The following is an 18,230-nucleotide window of genomic DNA, read 5'->3' as shown; positions in this document are numbered from 1 at the left end:
GCGAGGGCGGCAGCAGGAAGTCCTGCTGCACATTCCAGGGGCGGAACTTCTTGCTCATGCCGGACATTGAGCCTCCTCATCCCCGGCAGGGCAAGCCCTCGTTGCGATTACCGCGACAGGCTCCTAGTGCTGCTGGCCGGTTGCAGCAGCACCACGAAGTCCGTGGGGCTTCACACAGACCACGGCGAGCCCATCGTGCGCACCCCACGCGGCGGCGATGCCGCACCCGTGGAACTGGACGAAGACGACTTCGTTGAAGCCCTGGAAGCACTGGCCCGTAGCGTGCGGCCTTCCACGCATCCCCAGGAAACGGCTCGGCGGTTGTTCGAGATGGATTCGCGCAGCGGCTCGTACCTGTACGAGACACGCAGCCACCGTGTCATCCCGCTGGGTCCAGGTGAACATCTGGAGGGAGAACCCACCTCGACAGAGGTGGGGATGACGCGCGCCTACCTGCACTGGTGTGAGCGCACGAACAAGCCCGGAGATTGCCTGCGTCTCCTGGTGGAGAGTGCCTCTGTCACTGGAGATGGTCGCTACGCATTGGCCATGGCCCTGGCCCAGGGCGCCGTACTGGACGAAATGATGGATGCTTTCAAGGACATGGCCAACCCGCAGGCCATGATGTCGGCGGTTCTCTGGACGTGGACCACCTACTGCATCTTGCTCTCGGTACCCGAGCCGTTCTCGAAGGGTGCCGCAGCCGTGATGACGGCCTCACTCATTGCCTACGTGGGCATCGACACGTTCTGGAGCCTCATCGTGGGCTTCAAGCGTCTGGTGGACGAGGCGGAGCGGGCCACGACGTTCAACGAGCTACGCGAGGCGGGAGAACGCTACGGCGAGGTCATGGGCCGCAACGCGGCGCGAGCGTTCGCCATGCTGGCCACGGTGGCCATTGGGAACACGGCGGCGGGGATAGGGTCGAAGGTGCCCATGCTCCCCGGCGCAGCACAGGCCGCGATGCAGGCCGAAGCGCAGATGGGCATCCGTCTCGCGGCGGTCGCGGAAGTGGGAACGGTGGCAGTGAGTGCCGAGACGGTCACCATCACCCTCGCTCCCGGCGCCCTAGCCATGGTAGCCAGTGGCGCGAGCGGCGGCCGCTCCGTCAAGGTGCGTCCCACGGGCTACAGAGCCTGGGGCTCGTTCAGTGGCTTCAAGAAGGCCATGGGTCCGGCGGGCAAGGACAAGGAGTGGCACCACATCGTCGAGCAGACCCCGGGCAACGTGAAGCGCTTTGGTCCCCAGGCCCTCCACAACACCGAGAACGTCATCCCGCTGGACAAGGGCCTGCACACCGATATCAGTGCCCTCTATTCATCAATTCGCCCATTTCTCACGCAGTCCTATACACAGACCGTGCGGCAGTGGCTGAGCACGCAGTCCCACCAGGCTCAGCGAGAGTTTGGGTTGCTGGCCATTGAGAACGTGAAGAAGGGGCTCTGGTGATGACGTTGGAAGAACTGGTCGAGCAATTCGCGCGGAATGTCGCGGCCCAGACTGATGCCATCCGGCGAGGAGATGCCAGGACAGGCAATCGCCACGCCAAGCAATACATCGCGGCGCTTCAGCAACTCCGGAAGCATGGGAATGCGGGTCGGGACGCCCTCGCCGTACTGCTGAAGCATCCCCGCACGGACATTCGCGCCGCGGCGGCTGGGTTCTTGCTCCGCTACAGGACGGCCGAAGCGAAGGCAGTGTTGGAGGAAGCAGCCAAGGAAGGAGGCATCGGCGCCCTCGACGCAATCATGACGCTGCGACATTGGGAGGACGGCACCTGGGCGCTCGACCCGGAGTAACCGCCCATCCCAAATCGCGCATCACCATGACCAGAACGCACGGTCCTCCTCGTATCTCCATCGCAGTGCGCGAACGGGCGACGTGGATGTCCACTCGCCGGAAGGAGACCCTCATGCGTTCCTACTCATTCCTGTTGGGCGGCTTGCTGCTCGCGGGCTGTGGTGGCTCGGCGGGCCCCACTGCGACCTCGCCGGAAGAATCCCTCACCACTGGACTCACATACGAGCAATTCAAGGCCTCGCTCTATCAGGAGCCCGACACGGGCCTCTACCTCGTCGAGGGAGACATCCCCATCCATGGGGAAGAGAAGCTGCGCGAGTACTACGCCCGAAGCGTCCAGCCAGGAGGCCTCATCATCCATCAGACGGGTGGCGGGGACACGGCATGGACTGGACCCCAGGCGAACAACCTCACCTACTGTGTGAGCACGTCCTTGAGCCACCACGCCAAGGTCGTCGAGGCCATGCAGCGCGCCGCCCTCTTCTGGGAGGCCGAGGCCTACGTCGCGTTCCGCCACGACTTCGGACAGGACGGCAACTGCCACGCCTCCAACAACACCGTGGTCTTCGACGTGCGCGTCGCCGCGTCCAACGCCCCATACGACGCGCGGGCCTTCCTCCCCAATGGGGCGCGCTCCAACCGAAACGTCCTCATCCACCCCAACGTCGTCATCCAGGACAGCGTCGACGAGCTGACCGGCACCCTCACGCACGAGCTGGGGCACGCGCTGGGCTTCCGTCACGAGCACACCCGCGTTCCGGGGACGCCGTCGCCCTGCGCGGAGTCCAATGACTGGCGAGCGCTGACCCCTTTCGACTCCACCTCCATCATGTATTACAACACCTGTCCTGGCTTCACGGGGCTGTGGCCCATCCTCAGCGGCTGGGACAAATGGGGCGTCGCGGACAAATACAAGCGAGGCCCCCAGGTGGTGGCCGGCGACTTCGACGGCAACGGTCTGGATGACGTGCTCGGCTACCACCCGGGCAACGGTCAGGCGTGGGTGGGGTTCTCCAACACGCTCGGGAGCTGGAGCCGCTCCACCAGCATCATGAGCGCGGGCTTCGACTTCGGGTCCGGCAATGACCGGGTGGTGGTGCTCGACTTCAACAACGATGGCCGCGACGACCTGTTCGTCTACCGTCCCGGGGGCGGTCCCGCCTACGCGATTCGGGGCAATGCCGACCGCACCTTCACCACCACCACGGCGACGAGCAGCTTCGCCGGCTTCAACTTCAGCGGGCCCCATGACCGCGCCGTCGCGTTCGACTACGACACCGATGGCTTCAAGGACCTCTTCTTCTACCGGCCGGGTGGGAGCGTGGCCTGGGTGGCTCGGAGCAACGGCGACGGGACGTTCTCGCAGGCCTTCGCCAGCACCTCGGGCATCGCCGGCGCCGCGCTCCAGGACACCCGCGACCAGGTGCGGGTGCTCGACTCCGACAACGATGGCCGCGACGACCTGTTCTTCTTCCGCCCGGGCGGCAACCTGGCCGCGTTGATTCGCAACACCACGACGGGCTTCACCGGCAACCAGGCGTTCGGCTTCGCGGGCTTCGACTTCCTGGACGGCAACGATGACGTGGTGGTGCTCGACTTCAACGGCGACAACCGTGACGACCTGCTGATGTACCGGCCGGGGCATGGCGTCGCCTACCTGGCACGCAGCCTCGTCACGGGCGGATACACCCTCCAGTCCGGAAGCAGCTCGGGCATCGGGGGGTATGACCTGCTGGACCGTTGGGACCGCGCGGTGAAGCTCGACTTCAACAACGACGGCTTCGACGACCTGTTCTTCCACCGTCGAGGCACCCAAGCCGCCTACATGCTCCAGGGCAATGGCGCGGGTGGCTTCTCCATCGCCTACGGCGGGTCAGGCATCGGCGGCACCTGGGCGTATGACTTCACCCAGCACCAGGACAAGGTCGTCGTCCTCGACCACGACAACGACCAGCGCGACGACGTCTACCTCTACCGCGCGGACATGTACCGGCAGGTCCAGTCCATGGCCAACGGACAGTTCCTCGCCTTCTCCCCGGACGCGGCCATCGCGCCCTGGTGACGACCGCTCCCAGCACTTGGGGGCGCGAATCCCGCCGCGGGCATTGGCCCATCCGCCTCGCGCTGTCCTCCAACGCGGCACGAGCCACCGTGCCGCGTTCCTTCACGGCTCAAGGGAGCCTGAAGACCCGCAGGTTCTCTTCGCCCCTGCGCACGTAGACGAGGGCGTGGTGCGTCGCCAGGTAGAAGAAGCGGTTCTTCACCAGCTCATGCCACCCGCCGAAGGCGCCAGCCTCGTACTGGGGAGCCTCGCGCAGCGTGAGGGCCACCGGGTCGACCTCGTAGGTCCGGTACTCGAAGCTCCCGTCGCCATCGCGGTCATACCGGAACGCGGCGATATAGCGATTGAGCGGAGGCACGTAGGCGAACACCTGGCCCTCGAAGTATTCGCTGAAGCAACGCGCACGCACCAGGTCGCTCGTCAGCTTCAACTCGCCCCATTTCGTCGTGTCCAGGTCGTAGGTAATCAGTCGGGGAAAGTGCACGTGCGGCTCCTCGTGCCCCGGGGCCGGGAAACTCACCAGCGTGCGCCCCACCCTCGCCATCTGCGCGAAGAACCAGGTGGGAGGCGTGATGACCTCCCACTTCCAGGACTTGTCCGCGGCCCCGAACGACCACCACCGCGAATAGTTGCCGTTCTCCGTGGGGCCGAATACGTAACGGCCCGCCACCTCGTCCCAGAACGTCCACCCGGCCGCGCCACCGTACCCCGTCTCTCCGTTGTAGGAGGCACCCGGGGTGTTGAACGGGTTGTGGCGCGTCCACTTGCGCGTCGTCAGGCTGTAACGCCACATGCGCCGGACGCCAAAGGCAATCTCCTCGAGGTCCGGGTTGTAGACGAGCCCGTTGTAGGTATGACGGGCCGTGGGGTTGCCTGTCGATGCGGCGGGCCGGGCCGGGTCGAAGAACTCGTCCCCGGTGACGTCGCTGTCCGGATGAGCCTTGGCGTACTCCGAGGCGGGCGGATAGCTGCTGTAGGTATTCCCCCAGGGGACACCCGTCCAGTTCGCCGAGTGGTCCGGGAGCTGCTCGATGCTCCAGCGCATCTTCGCCATGTCGAAGCGATAGATGCCGTTGTTGGAGCTGTCCGCGTGGCCACCACCGAAGGCCCACCACCGCGCGCGCGGCGCATCCAGCGCCACACCCGAGTATGCGTTGATGACCCCGGCGAGTCCCTGGGAGCCGAGGTCTCGGAAGCCAGGGAGCGCCGCCTTGACCTCCGCGTCGAGCGTGGTGAGGGGCGTCCCCGCGACTTCAATCCACCGGTCCTTCGGGACGAGCGCCCACGACACCTCATTCACCAGCCCCGTCGCGTCGCGCCCCGGCGTCCACACGTTGCCCACCAACGTGCCCGACTCCGTGCCGTGGCCCCAGGTGAACTCGGGAGGAGGCTGCTGCCCGCCATCCGGTGAGGTCGTCCCACTGTCAGGCGAAGGTCCTCCGTCGGGGGAGTCCGTCCCGCCGTCGGGAGAGGGCTGCTCCCCGGGAGAAGGGTCCGACGAGTCGCACCCCGCGACGACGCCGACCACCGAGAGCGACACGATGAGAATCCAAGAAGACAAACGTCGGCTCAGATGGCCGGTGGTCATGCACTGCTCCAAAGACAAGGAAGCTGAATGCCCGCGCGCCAGTCCAAGGCAAGTGACATGCCACGGGGCCCCCGCACGAGCACCCCTGCGGAGGCGCATGGCGGTACAGGCCCGCCGACGTGAAGACAGGGGGGACCACCCCACATCGTGTGGCCCATGTGCCCCACAGTCCCCCTCCAACGAGGTCCAGGTCTATGGTCCGGCCCCATGAATCTCGTCATCACAGGCGCCAACCGTGGCATCGGCCTCGAACTCACCCGGCAGTCCCTCACGCGTGGAGACACCGTGTACGCAGGAGTCCGAGAGTTGGCGCAGGCCCGCGAACTCTCCGCCCTCACGGGAGCCTCGGGTGGCCGGCTGCATGTACACGCCCTCGACGTGACCCGCGATGAGAGCGTGAGTTCGTTCGCCGCCGCGCTGACGGGTCCGGTGGACCTGCTCATCAACAACGCGGGTCGGCGCACCCGGAGCGATGACCTCGAGGACCTCTCACTCGAGGACGCACTCCAGATGATGCAGGTGAACGCGCTCGGAGCCCTCCGGGTGACACGCGCGCTGCTGCCACGTCTTCGGCAAGCACGCGGGGCGAGAATCGCGAGCCTCAGCTCGGGGCTCGGCTCCATCGCCGACAACACGTCGGGCGGAGGTTATGGCTACCGGATGTCAAAAGCGGCGCTGAACATGGCCACCCGCTCGCTCGCGGCGGACTTGCGCGGCGAGGGACTCATCGCGGTGGCCATCAGTCCCGGCTGGGTTCAGACAGACATGGGCGGAGCGAGCGCACCGACGCAGGTGTCCGAGTCCGCCACGGGGCTGCTCACGGTGCTCGACCGCCTGACGCTCGGGGACAGCGGCGGCTTCTTCGACTTCCGGGGCCAGCGCCTCGACTGGTGAACCCGGTGGCATGTCCGGGCGTTTGCCGGGTGGCGCCGGAGATGCCGCTGGAGGGCCGAGGGCTTATGGTGCCTGGGTCAAGTGCATAGGAGGCTTCCATGCCCAGCATCCGTGACTCCCTCCTTTGCCTGCACCCATCGGTCCTTGCCGTGGTCCTGGCGCTGTCTTGTACACGCGCGCTCGCCGCCGATGCACCGTTCCCGGCCAACGGCGTCCGGCACTGCGACCAGTTGTTCCGCGACGCCGCGCAGGCCTGTGCGGCGTTCGTCAAGGGTTTCGACCGGGGCGGCATGGTCGGTGCGCCGGCGTATGAGGGACAGGGGGCCTTCCGGTGCTACTTCAAGGACGGAGACGACGAGAAGGACCAGGTCGCCGCGAATGTCGACTGCCCGCCGCAGGCAAGTGCCGCGGGGCCCGCGACCTGCCGCTGCGACGGAGCGCTCGTCCACGTCAAAGGGGCTTGCGTTGAACCCAGCCAGGCATCGGCGGACTCGCTGGATGACGGCGTCCGCGTCGAACCGGGCAAGGTGGCGGCAGAGGCCGCGAAGGCGGACGGCGGCCCCTGTGCGGAGCTCGACGCTCTCGCCGGTGAGGCATTGAAGAATGAGCTCGTCAAACGGGTGGACACCCTGAAAGAGCGCGCGCATTCCGAATTCGCCGCCGACCCCAGCGTCGCGATGCAGGTGCTGACCGACAAGGAGGTCGCCTACATGTTCGGCGGAGGCGGATATCGGCCCAATCCCAACGTCGGGTCGGGCAAGAACGTGCAGACGATGACCGACGGGTTGTTCAACGTGCTGTACGGCAAGGCCCTCGAGCGACTGACGGCGGGCCACCTGCAGAGCGCCATCTGCGTCTCCCCCTACCTCGACCATTTGTCAGACGTCGTCCAGATGAACAAAGGAGGGGCCCCCGACTTCGTCGGTAAAGACAAAGCGAAGGGGTTGGAGATCGACATCACGACGCCACCGCAGGTGCTGGTCAAGCAGAGGGAGGGAAAGCAGTACAGGTTCATCACCTACGCGCGGAGGCTGAGGCTGAACGAGGCCGGCATCGCGGTGAAGCTCTAGACTCCGGCGCAGGAACGGACCAGAAGTCGCGGGAACAGACCGTGTTTTCGCCTCCTGGCTGGGGCCCAATGACATCGCCGGCCCGGTCCTCCCAGCGGGGACTTCCGGCGACATCCCACTCCAGGAGCATCCACACCATGAGCACGGCCCATTCCCCCTCTCATCGCGGGCTCGACGCCCTGCTGACGCCCCAGAACAGCGTGGTGCTGTTGATCGACCACCAGCCCTACCAGTTCGCCAACCTGCACAGCCACGAGCCGACGATGGTGTTGAACAACGTCATCGGCCTGGCCAAGGCGGCCAAGGTCTTCAAGGTGCCGACCATCCTCTCCACCGTGCTCGAGGAGCGCGGCGGCTACCTCGTCAAGGGCCTGCAGGACGTGTTCCCCGAGCAGAAGCCCATCGACCGCACCTTCATCAACACCTGGGAAGACGGCCGCGTGGTGGACGCGGTGAAGAAGACCGACCGGAAGAAGCTCGTGATTGCCGCGCTGTGGACCGAGATTTGCCTGGCCATGCCCGCGATTCAGGCCGCCGGTGAAGGATATGACGTCTATGCCGTCACGGACGCCTCGGGCGGCGTCACTCGCGAGGCGCATGAGATGGCGGTGAGGCGCATGCTGCTGGCGGGAGTGACGCCCATCACCTGGATGGCGGTGATTGCCGAATGGCAGCGCGACTGGGCCCGCGAGGCCAGCGCCGCCGAGCTCTCCGCCGTGATTGGCGAGCACGGCGGCGGCAGCGCCGTGGCCTTCGCCTGGGAGATGCAACTGCTGGCAAGCCGGGCAGGCAAAGGCGCCTGAGCGCGCGTCCTCCCGTGTTCGGGGAAGACACGCCGTGGATCTGCTGACATCGTCCTCTCGATGCTCCCTGGTCCCAGGGAGTTCGGGAGGACGATGCCGTGGAGACACGCGTTGAACGACTGAGCCCATTGCCCGAGAACGTGGTCGCGCTTTCCTCCGTCCGGCGGCAGTGGAATGGAATCTGTGTGGATGTGAATGAGAGCCAGAATTCGGGCCCGACCGGGTATTCGCTATGCCTGGAAGACCGCACTCGACTGAGCGCGCTGCTGGATGAGGTGGGAACGCCCTGCGAGCCCCGCCTGCGCGAAGGCCAACCCTGCCCCATCGGCTACGTTCCCCGGCAGATGAACATCGTGCCCGCCGGCATGACGCTGTGGGGTTACAGCGCCGGCGCGTGCACGGTGCGAGATGCCGTACTCAACTTCGACCTGTCGAAGCTGGACGAGCGCCTGGGCCAATCGCTGCGCCACGCCGACCTGGAAGCGCCGCGGTTGCGCTTCGCTGACGACCGACTCTGGACGCTGATGCGCTTGCTCGCCAAAGCGGTGGATGACGACGACCCTTCCACCCAGCTCTATGGCGATGGGTTGACCGCCGCCATCTGCGCCGCTCTGGGCTCTCGCCGAGGAGAAGGCCCATCGCCGAGCAAGGGTCTGGCACCGTGGCAACTGCGCCGGGTGATTGACTTCCTGGAATCGAGCCTGCCCGAGCGCGTCGAACTGTCGAAGCTGGCCGCACTGGTGGACCTGTCACAGGCGCACTTCAGCCGCGCCTTCAAGTCCTCCACCGGCCTGGCGCCGTATCAATGGCAGCTCCAGGCCCGCCTCAAGCGCGCGCAGGCGATGCTGCTGACGACGCCGGCCTCGTTGGAGCAGGTCGCCGAAGCCACGGGCTTCGCCGATGGGGTGCACTTCGGCAAGGCGTTCAGGCGGATTCATGGCACCCCGCCCGCGACGTGGCGGAGGGAGCACAAGCGCTAGCCGGGAGAGTCGCCTCCCCTCTGCCTGGCGCGACTTCAGCGACGGATCAGCACCTGGGAACCCTCTGGGCCTCCCTCCAACCGGTAGCCGGCCCGCCCCAGGCGTTCGGCCCGTGCCACATCCAGCCCGGCGAGGTTGCTCTCAAGAAGCCATCTGCCAGCCGCCTGTTTGGCGAGCGTCAATTCGGGCGCGACCGCGCCTTCGAGGAGTCCCTCGATCAATTTCATCTGCCCCATCAGGTAATCAGGCCCACCCAGTTGCTGATCACGACGACGTTCGTGCAGGAGCTTGCGAGAATTGATTCTCGCCAGGCCTCCAGCCAAGGACGTGGACTCCCATCGCTGAATGTCGCGCTCCGCAGCGAGAATCTCCGCCCTCAACTTTCTACTTGTTTCAGTCCAGAGCATCCCACGAGGAGGCAGTGGGAATCGGGTGACCGTAGCCGCTGCTTCCTTCAATGGTAGACAGGCCGGCCCTGTCTCGAAGTCCGCCGACCACGCGTCGCGTTGAACGGAGAGCCGCGTGAGGGAGAGAAATGGCGCGGCCCTCCAGAGCGCCGAAAGGGTGTTGACAATGTCTCCCACCCCATCGGCCCGTTGCAGCCGAAGCATCACCCCATCGCGGCTCTCGTGAAGCACCTTCACATTCGCGCGGGCAACGGCTTGCGTCAGCCTGGACAGCAACTCTTCCTGGTCGACTGGGGGGCAGTAGAAGCGCAGTCGGTGTTCGATTGCTTGTAGCTCACGCTCGCGCTCAACACGGTTCTCAAGCATCTCCACCAACTCAGCACGCGCAAGGCTTGAGCTTCGCTTCAGACTCCTCAACCGCCGAATCTCTTCCGTCTCACAGGCCGTGCAACCCAGGGTCACCACGAGAATTCCTGTCCACACCGCCACGGGGTGACCCGCCATCTCAGCCGTCCCTTCCATGTCTTGGGGCGCCACCCCATCCCACGCCGGGCGCCCGTCGGCGGTGGACCGTCAGTTCTTGACGACGGTGGTGATGATCAGCGGCGTCGGCGTGCCGATGAACGCCCCAGCGGTGGTGGTGCACGGCATGGGCACCTGTGAGAAGTCCGCGGCGTAGTAGCCGTACGTGGAGCCATTGCCCTTCTCGTAGAACTCCTGTCCGTCCGGGAGGACCACCTTCCAGACGTAGTTGATGCTCGTGTACTGCGTGGAGGTCCGCGCCCGGATGACACCAGTCACCGTGGTACCCCAGTGGTACGGAGCCACGGCCGGCACCTCCACGGTCTGCGGCGCCGGAGCCCAGTCGAACGGGCTGGAAGGGCCCGAGCTTCCGCCCCAGCCGTAGATGAGGAACACGCTGGTCCCCCAGGGCAGGTCATCGTTGCGGTACGTGAGGGTGATTTCCGCCTGGGAGGTGCTGAAGTAGCCACACGTGTTGAGCACCGTCCGCGCCTGGACCCACTGCGAAGCCCCGAGGGCCGAGGTGGACGTGAGCATCAGGGCGAGCACGAGCGCGGGGCGGGAAAGTCGGGACATGCGAAGACTCCAGGGAGTGGTGTGACGACCGCGTCCCATACCAGAGCCGAGGGGGCGCTGGAACCCGGGGGGCCGGCGACGTGATTGAATGTCGGTCCGACACGAGCGGCCTCTTTCGTCGAGCACGGCCACGCATGCCTCGCGAGCCCCCCATCGTCCTGCCCGTCCTGCTGCCGCTGCTGCGGCATGCCAACCCCTGGGCGCTGCTCCTGGCGAAGGAGGCGGGCTATCCGCTCTCCACCGCCAGCCTCCTCTCCGAGCGCTATGGCTTGAAGAGCGACGAGAAGCCCTTCGTGCGGGAGCTGCTCGACCGCAAGCGCAACTTCTGGGTCTTCCGCTGCGACCAGCGTCGCTTCGCGGGCGACTTCGTCGTCGTGGACATGGCAGAGCCCAGGCCGGCGAAGCGCCAGGTCGTGGTGCTCGACTTGAAGATGGGTGCGCCCCTGGTCCTGGGTGGAGGAGGGGCTGGTATCCAACTCACTCACGCCCAGGACGCGGTGGAGGGTATCGCGGCACGCAAGGGCGTCATCGCACCGGGCACGCCGTACGTGCTGGCGACAGGCGACAAGGACGTCATCCTCGCCTGGCTGCGCGCGTAGTCGCCCCAGACGCCAAGCCTCGCTACACGACGAGCGACCCGAGGAGATACAGGTTGACGCCCAGCACCATCGCGGTGGCCAGCCAGGCCAGCGCGCGCCATGCCGGTGACAGCGCGAGGGCTCCGAGCCGACCGCGGTCGCTGGTGAGCAACACCAGCGGCACCACCGTGAAGCCGAGCTGGAGGCTCAGCACCACCTGGGACACGATGAGCAACTGACCCGCGCCCTGGTCCCCGGCCATGAGGATGACCGCGAGCGCCGGGCAGAGCGCGACGCCCCGGGTGATGAGCCTGCGCACCCACCGCCGGACCCTCAACCGCAAGAAGCCCATCATCACCACGTCGCCCGCCAGCGTGCCGGTGATGGCCGCGCTCTGCCCCGCGAGCAGCAGCGCCAGCGCGAAGACCGTCGCCGCCAGCGGACCGAGCAGCGAGCTCAGCAAGGCGTGCGCGTCCGACAGCTCGACCACCTCGGTGTGTCCGAAGCGATGAAACGCGGAGCCGGCCAGAATCAGGATGGCGGAGTTGATGAACATCGCCGCGCCGAGCGAATAGAGGGTGTTCCACGTCCCGCTCCGCACAGCCTCGCGACGGCCGCTCTCGTCGCGCGGAAAGTCACGCGTGTTGACGAGCTGGGAGTGAAGGAAGAGGTTGTGCGGCATCACCGTGGCGCCGAGGATCCCCACCGCCAGCGTCATCATCCCGCTGTCGCGCAGAATCGCGCCCGTGGGCAGATAGCCGGCGAGCACCTCGCCCGCCACGGGACGACTCAGCACCAGCTCGAACGCGAACGCCGCCCCCACCGTCAGCACCAACCCGAGCACCATCCATTCCAGCTTGCGCGGCCGCGCGCTCAAGAGCCCGAGCAGCGTCAGCACGTCGAGCGTGGTGATGAGGACGCCCGCCCACAGCGGAATGCCAAACAGGAGGTTCAGCGCGATGGCCGAGCCGAGCAGCTCCGCGAGGTCCGTGGCGGCGATGGCGATCTCCGCCGTGAACCAGAGGGGAATACGCCAGCGCGGATACGCTTCACGACAGGCCTCCGCGAGGTTCTGCCCCGTGGCGATTCCCAGCCTCACGCTGAGGCTCTGCAGCAACATGCCTATCAGGCTCGACGCGAGCACCATCCAGAGCAGCGCATAGCCATACCGCGAGCCCGCGGCGAGGTCCGTCGCCCAGTTGCCTGGGTCCAGATAGCCGACCGCGATGAGCGCCCCGGAGCCGGCGAAGGCGCCCAGCCCCCGCACCCGCGCCCCACGGGGCGGCAGCGCCTCCGTGAGCGGCTCCGCCTCCGGAGAGCCCGGCCTCGGGAACGACAGGTCCTCACGCGTGGATGTGCCGTGTCTCGACATGACCGACGTCGCTTCGGCTCAGAGCGGGATGATGGGCGACTTCTGGGGCGGAATCCCCGCGAGCACCGACTCGTCGATTCTCAGGTGCCCACGGACGAGGTCATGGGGCGTGAGCGACAGCCACCGCCGCAAGGAGAGGTCCTCGAAGTGGTCGCTTCGGAACGTCTCCAGGAAGCGCAGCGTCGTCTTGCCCGTGTTCTCCACGTAGTGGGGCATCATCCGAGGCACGTAGCCCACGTCCCCGGCCATGTAGTCGAACGTCGCGGCGTTCGACGACGAGGCGAACACCGTCATCCGCGCCTGACCGGAGATGTAGTACTGCCACTCGGCGGCGTTCGCGTGCCAATGGAGCTCGCGCATGGCGCCGGGCTCCACCTCCACCAGCGCGGCGGCGATGGACTTCGACGCCTGGAAGTTGGACGAGTCGACGATGCGCACGGTGCCCCCCTTCGTGCGGATGGGCTCCTGTGAATGCAACCGGTAGCTGAACCACGGAGACACCGGCCCCTCGCCCCCACTCTGGTCCAGGGTGAGGTTCCCCACCGGGCCGGGCTCCTGCATCAGGAAGATGTAGAGCTCATGCGCCGGGATGTTCGCGAAGGCGCTCTCCGGCACCCCGAAGTTCTTGGCGAGCACGTCCTTCGGGATGTGCGCCAGCCAGTCCGTGAGCAGGAAGGTCTCGTTCTCGTCGAAGGTGCCGTTGTCGAAGACGAGCAGGAACTCGCAGCCGTCCGGCCCCAGTCCCTGGATGGAGTGTGGGACCCCAGAGGGGAAGAACCACAGGTCGCCTTCGCTGACGTCGTCGAGGAACGTCTTGCGGCCCCGGTCCACGGCGCTGATGCGCGCGCGGCCCTTGAGCATGTAGGCCCACTCCCCTTCCTTGTGGAAGTGGAGCTCCCGGACGGCCCCCTTCTTGAGGCGCATGTTGACGCCGGCAATCTCGGTGGCGATGGGGAGCTCGCGGACCGTCGTCTGCCGTGCCCAACCCCCTTCCTCCAGTCGCATGCGACTGTCCGCGAAGGACCAGCGGAGGTTGGGCATCGAGCCATGGTCCGTGCGCGGCGGGACGAGCAGGTTCGGATTCTCCGCCTCGCGAGGAGGGTTCCTCGGCCCCAGCACCGTGGCACCCGCGCCGTTGCGGATGGGCTGTGGCGGAGCAAGCTGTGGGCCGGTTCGCTCGACGAGTTCGTCTGACATGGAAGGACATCCCTGTTCGCGAAAGACCACCGCGGCACGAGCACGCGGAGTCGAAGGGCGCCGAACCTAGGCACCTCTCCGCGAGACGTCGTCGAGCCGCGGTGGCATTGCCGCCCCGGCAACCCTCCGTCTGTCGCGTGGGGGAACTCGAAACGCGGGGGTGTTCGCCCGGAGAAGCGAACCCATGTCATCAGGACGAGGGCAGCGCGGTGCCCCCCCTGGAGCCTTCGCGCCTCAGCCCTTCTTGTCGGAGTCCGGACGCGCCGTCGGGCCCACCACGTGACGCGAGAGCGCCTTGAAGGCGGAGAGCCACAGCTCCACCTCCCGCCTCGTCAGGGCCGAGCGGGTCAGCGAGTGGATCATCTCCGAGAGCAGCGCATCCGGTCCCTGCGTATTGAGGAAGCCCACCCCCAGGAGGACCTGCCGCATCCAGGCCTGAAGCGACTGCACCAGCCGCAGCGGCGCCCCGTCCACCGCGCCCGGCGGCGGCGCCTCCACCTGCGCGCGCGCGCAGAGGTACATGAGGACCGCCGCCGCCTGCGCCAGGTTCATGGAGGGCTGCTCGGGCCGCGTGGGGATGACCAGCGCCTGCTGGCAGTGGCTGAGGTCCTCGTCGGACATGCCGCGCTTCTCGCCGCCGAGCACCAGGGCCACCTTCCCCCGCTGCGAGTGCTTCGCCATCAGCGCCACCGCCTCCTCGGGAGAGAGCGTGGGCATGCCGCGCAGGTTCTGCCGCGAGGTGGTCCCCACCGCGAGCACCACGTCCTCCAGCGCCTCGGGCAAGGTGGGCACGATTCGCGCGGCCTCCAGGATGTGGCCGGCGTGCACCGCCATGCGCCTTGCGCCGTCCATCTCCTGAAGCTGGGGGTCCGAGAGGACCAGCTCCGCCACGCCGAAGTTCGCAGCCAGGCGCGCCACGGCGCCGAGATTGTCCGGACCCTGCGTCTGGTGCAGCACGACACGCAGGTGGGAGGTGAGAGCCATGCGGCCACCATACCGGCCGCGCCCGGCCTCCGTCGCGCACATCCGCTCCGGCATGCACCACCGGGGCTCGGGCCTTCCGCGTTCCGAAGGACCGAACCCCGCTCCGTCACCACTCCGCGGACGTCACCCCGTCCCAGGGTCAGTCGTCGTCGCCGTCGCTCTCGTAGACCGGATCCGGCACCTCATACCTGCCGTGGACGCGGTTCTGCGCCTGGCAGTTCTTGGTGCACTCGCTGGCGGGAGGAGAGTTCTCAATCGCATCCTCCCCCAGCACTCCGCCCATGCGGCCACCGGACGTGACGCGCCAGATGGTCTCGCGCTCGTCCTGGACGAGCTTCGCGGCCACCTGCGGGCTGTCCTTGCCCCGGATGAGGTTCGAGTTGCCGAAGTTGATCTTCCCCGTGTACGGGTTGGTGAAATAGAACACGGCCGGCCCCAGCGTGTGGACGAAGTCAACCGTCCCCGTCTCGGTGGCCCACTCCGGCTCCAGTTGGAAGATGCCTCCCTGGGCGCAATCCTTGGCCTGGATCTTCATCTTGAGCGTCTGTCCCTCGCGAATCAGCCGCAGGGTGCCATCCTTGAGCTCCACCCGCATGGAGCTTCCATCCAGCGTCACCGCGCCGAGCAACGGCTCCTTGCGCGTGAAGAGCACCGTGGTCACCCCGCCCGTGATGTCCAGGGGGTTGTTCGTGGCCTTGAGCGTGTAGTTGTAGACGGCCAGCGTCGACACATCGACGTCGAATTCAATGTAGGTGCCGCGGACCTTCAAGATGCCGTGCGAGGGCAGCCTCGAGCTGGGGACCTCCACCCGGGTCTCCCCTCCATTGCCGCCACCGCCACCACCACCGCCGCTCCCACCACTGCCACTCCCGCTGGCGCTGTTGACGTTGAACAGGGGCGTTCCATTGGGGAGGGTCAGGACGAATCCGCCGCCCTGACAGGCGGTGGAGTTGGCGGCATGTGAGGTGGGTACGCCGAACAACGCGCAGAATCCAAACGAGAGCAACGCGCCAAAGGCGCGCGGCCGGATTGACAGACGCATGAGGGTATTCCTTTCAGGGAGTACTGGAAACAAGGACCGCATGGCTGGAGCACAGCCGCCACCACCCTAACGACTGCCTTCAACATACGCAAACACAAACATCCCCACCTCCGCGCGAGAGGGATTCCTGAGAAAGCCCTCAGCCGCGAGCACCGCTGGGATTCCTGAGGGTTTCCTAAGCCAGTCAGCGGCGACATCACGCCCAAAGAGTCACACAGCACCAACAAGGTCATTACACAGAGACTTCTCAGCCACGACCTCACACGCCCCTCTACCTTCAGTGACTTGGCGAGGTTATGGGGCGGCTTTACTTCGCCAGGATTGTTTGCCTATGAGTCATTGCATCTCGCTGTCGCCTGAAGGCGCTTCGAGATGACCCGTAAGTGTTTCCCCGAGGGAACACATCCCAAGAAGCGTCTCAGCTTGAGAATGTTCTCAGGGATGACGGGCACACGGCTGATTCAGGAGGGGACCCATGTCGCCACGAAAGAGATTGGATGGAGCAAGGTCGCAGCCGCGGCTCCCCGGGGTATGCCGGGCGCTGCTGACCGCGCTGTTCAGCGCGGGGGTGGCCTGCCAGGCCCATCCCACCGACAGCGCGCAGGAGGCGGCGGTCTCCTCCGGGACCCAGCCGCTGGCGCGGAAGGCGATGCCCCAGGTGGAGCCCGCACCCGTGGCCGGCGCGCGGGTGTCGTGCGCGCGCACCCTCACCGCGAACGTGGTGGCGTTGGATCAGGTGTACACCTACAACCGGCTCGGTTCGTACAACCCCACGGGGATGCTCTACGCCCTGAAGCGGGACGTGGAACCCATCAGCGCCTCCAGGCCCCTGGGCCCCGGCAACGTGCGGCTGAGGTCCGACAAGCGCCCGCGACCACTGACCTTGCGCGCCAACGTCGGTGACTGTCTGCGCATCCAGTTCACCAACTGGCTCGCGCCCACGCGCGCGGAGATTCCCAGCCCCTCTGAATCCCAGCCCACCGCCAGCCAGGTGGCGCAGCCCACCGCGGGCTTCGGCATGGTGCGCAAGCTGCTGCCCACGTGGCTGGTGACGCCCTCGTGGGACCCGCTGGCCTCGCTGGTCGCGGGACACGCGGTGGGCGGGACGTGGTTCGGTGCCGCGCCGGAGGGAGAGGAACCCGAGGAAGGCGAGGAGCAGGAGGATGCGGACCACGCCCACAAGGACAACTCCCCCTTCACCCGCCGGGCCTCGGTGCACGTACAAGGCCTGCAATACCTGAGCATCCATGACGACGGCGCGCAGGTGGGAAGAAACCCCAGCTCCCTCGTCGCGCCGGGCGACAGCACCACGTACACCCTCTACGCGGACCACGAGGGCGCCTTCTTCATGTACAGCATGGGCGCCTTGTTCGGCGGCCAGGGTGATGGCGGCTCCACCGCCCAGGGCCTCTTCGGCGCCGTCAACGTCGAGCCCGCTGGCTCCACCTGGTACCGCTCCAACGTGTCAGGCGACGTGCTCCAGGCCGCCACGCGCAAGGACGCCCAAGGACGGCCCCTGTCCAACCCGGACGGCACCCCGCTCATCGACTACGCGGCGCGGGACTCGCGGGACAGGCCCCTGCTCAACATCCTCGACACGAAGACGAATGAAATCTGGCACGGGGACCTGGAGGCCATCATCACCGGCTATTCCCGCAGCAGCGTGGGCACCTCCACGTCCAAGGACCAGGGCCACTTCCGCGAAATCACCACGCTCTACCACGACCAGATCAAGGCGGTTCAGGCCTTCGACGAGCTGGAGTGGAACCCGACGTTCCACGGCGTGCGCGACGGCTTCGGCGTCAACTATGGCGTGGCGGGCCTGGGCGCGCAGTTGATGGCCAACCGCGCCAAGGTGGGCCCCACCAAGGACTGCGCGGACTGCGCCTTCGAGGAGTTCTTCCTCGAGTCCTGGGCCAACGGCGACCCGGCGATGAACGTGGAGAAGGACTGGCAGGGTAACGCCGTGCGCGCCCTCTATCCGGACGACCCGTCCAACGTGCACCACAGCTACCTGGGCGACCCGGTCCGCATCCGCAACATCCACGCGGGGCCCGCGGAGACCCACGTCTTCCACCTCCATGCCCACCAATGGAAGTTCAACCCCAGCGACGACAACTCGACCTATCTGGACTCGCAGTCGATTGGACCGGGCGCGGCCTTCACCTACGACATCAACTACGGCGGCGCCGGCAATCGCAACCTCACCGCGGGCGACTCCATCCACCACTGCCACCTCTACCCGCACTTCGCGCAAGGCATGTGGGCGCTGTGGCGCGTGCACGACGTCTTCGAGGCCGGCACCCAGGACCGCCGCCTGCCGGATGGTGAGATTCCCGGCGGCACGCCCATCCC

15 protein-coding genes and 1 pseudogene are annotated in these 18,230 nt (G+C 66.8%); 9 read left to right on the top strand and 7 right to left on the bottom strand.

The annotated features are described in order from the left end of the window. The first annotated feature begins 126 nt into the window (after positions 1–126). From HUW62_RS36045 to HUW62_RS36035, 3 genes are all read left to right on the top strand, one after another. A complete protein-coding gene (locus HUW62_RS36045) occupies positions 127–1,449 on the top strand; it encodes a hypothetical protein (RefSeq protein WP_368670565.1) in 1,323 nt (440 codons plus the stop codon). After that, positions 1,449–1,799 carry a DUF2019 domain-containing protein gene (locus HUW62_RS36040; protein WP_176437006.1) on the top strand — a complete coding sequence of 117 codons (351 nt, stop codon included), beginning with the start codon at positions 1,449–1,451 and terminating at the stop codon, positions 1,797–1,799. The genes HUW62_RS36045 and HUW62_RS36040 overlap by 1 nt, the downstream gene beginning before the upstream one ends. A gap of 113 nt (positions 1,800–1,912) precedes the next feature. Next, a complete protein-coding gene (locus tag HUW62_RS36035) occupies positions 1,913–3,862 on the top strand; it encodes a M57 family metalloprotease (RefSeq protein ID WP_176437005.1) in 1,950 nt (649 codons plus the stop codon). A gap of 109 nt (positions 3,863–3,971) precedes the next feature. Here HUW62_RS36035 and HUW62_RS36030 read toward each other — a convergent pair whose 3' ends face one another. Next, positions 3,972–5,402, bottom strand: a complete 1,431-nt coding sequence (locus HUW62_RS36030; protein ID WP_368670564.1) for a hypothetical protein — start codon at positions 5,400–5,402, stop codon at positions 3,972–3,974. Positions 5,403–5,657: 255 nt separating this feature from the next. Here HUW62_RS36030 and HUW62_RS36025 point away from each other — a divergent pair, with 255 nt between their 5' ends. The 4 genes from HUW62_RS36025 (at position 5,658) to HUW62_RS36010 (ending at position 9,197) form a co-directional block, all read left to right on the top strand. Continuing rightward, positions 5,658–6,344 (top strand): SDR family oxidoreductase, encoded by a 687-nt coding sequence (locus HUW62_RS36025; RefSeq protein ID WP_176437003.1) that lies wholly within the window; start codon positions 5,658–5,660, stop codon positions 6,342–6,344. Between the two features lie 98 nt (positions 6,345–6,442). After that, a complete protein-coding gene (locus HUW62_RS36020; protein WP_176437002.1) occupies positions 6,443–7,414 on the top strand; it encodes a hypothetical protein in 972 nt (323 codons plus the stop codon). Positions 7,415–7,551: 137 nt separating this feature from the next. Next, positions 7,552–8,217: a hydrolase gene (locus tag HUW62_RS36015; RefSeq protein ID WP_163862507.1), complete on the top strand. Its 666-nt coding sequence runs from the start codon at positions 7,552–7,554 to the stop codon at positions 8,215–8,217. 191 nt (positions 8,218–8,408) lie between these two features. After that, entirely contained in the window at positions 8,409–9,197 is a 789-nt protein-coding gene (locus tag HUW62_RS36010) for a helix-turn-helix domain-containing protein (RefSeq protein WP_240356109.1), read from the top strand. Positions 9,198–9,232: 35 nt separating this feature from the next. On the opposite strand, the gene HUW62_RS36005 is transcribed toward HUW62_RS36010, so the two are convergent. Together HUW62_RS36005 and HUW62_RS36000 are read right to left on the bottom strand one after the other, a co-directional pair. Beyond that, the gene (locus tag HUW62_RS36005) at positions 9,233–10,069 is read right to left on the bottom strand and encodes a hypothetical protein (RefSeq protein ID WP_163862502.1); all 837 of its coding nucleotides are present in this window, start codon (positions 10,067–10,069) and stop codon (positions 9,233–9,235) included. Positions 10,070–10,177: 108 nt separating this feature from the next. Then, positions 10,178–10,702 (bottom strand): hypothetical protein, encoded by a 525-nt coding sequence (locus HUW62_RS36000; RefSeq protein ID WP_163862501.1) that lies wholly within the window; start codon positions 10,700–10,702, stop codon positions 10,178–10,180. 134 nt (positions 10,703–10,836) lie between these two features. Between HUW62_RS36000 and HUW62_RS35995 the strand changes: the two genes are divergently transcribed. Then, positions 10,837–11,301, top strand: coding sequence for a hypothetical protein (locus HUW62_RS35995; RefSeq protein WP_176437001.1), 465 nt, complete (start codon positions 10,837–10,839; stop codon positions 11,299–11,301). A gap of 22 nt (positions 11,302–11,323) precedes the next feature. On the opposite strand, the gene HUW62_RS35990 is transcribed toward HUW62_RS35995, so the two are convergent. The 4 genes from HUW62_RS35990 to HUW62_RS35975 form a co-directional block, all read right to left on the bottom strand. Then, on the bottom strand, positions 11,324–12,652 hold the full coding sequence (locus HUW62_RS35990) for an Nramp family divalent metal transporter (protein WP_163862497.1): 1,329 nt from the start codon (positions 12,650–12,652) through the stop codon (positions 11,324–11,326). A gap of 18 nt (positions 12,653–12,670) precedes the next feature. Beyond that, positions 12,671–13,849 (bottom strand): oxalate decarboxylase family bicupin, encoded by a 1,179-nt coding sequence (locus HUW62_RS35985; protein ID WP_176437000.1) that lies wholly within the window; start codon positions 13,847–13,849, stop codon positions 12,671–12,673. A gap of 234 nt (positions 13,850–14,083) precedes the next feature. Continuing rightward, positions 14,084–14,833 carry an RNA methyltransferase gene (locus HUW62_RS35980; RefSeq protein ID WP_176436999.1) on the bottom strand — a complete coding sequence of 250 codons (750 nt, stop codon included), beginning with the start codon at positions 14,831–14,833 and terminating at the stop codon, positions 14,084–14,086. Positions 14,834–14,972: 139 nt separating this feature from the next. Beyond that, positions 14,973–15,875, bottom strand: a complete 903-nt coding sequence (locus HUW62_RS35975) for a hypothetical protein (RefSeq protein WP_163862491.1) — start codon at positions 15,873–15,875, stop codon at positions 14,973–14,975. Positions 15,876–16,350: 475 nt separating this feature from the next. Between HUW62_RS35975 and HUW62_RS35970 the strand changes: the two are divergent. Next, positions 16,351–18,230: pseudogene (locus HUW62_RS35970) on the top strand (copper oxidase); the annotation flags it as partial.

Origin of the sequence: Myxococcus sp. AM011 (genome assembly GCF_013372595.1) — a bacterium.
GTDB lineage: Bacteria > Myxococcota > Myxococcia > Myxococcales > Myxococcaceae > Myxococcus > Myxococcus eversor.
The sequence above is the reverse complement of the archived record's forward strand: the minus strand, read 5'-3'. Positions and strand labels throughout refer to the sequence as shown.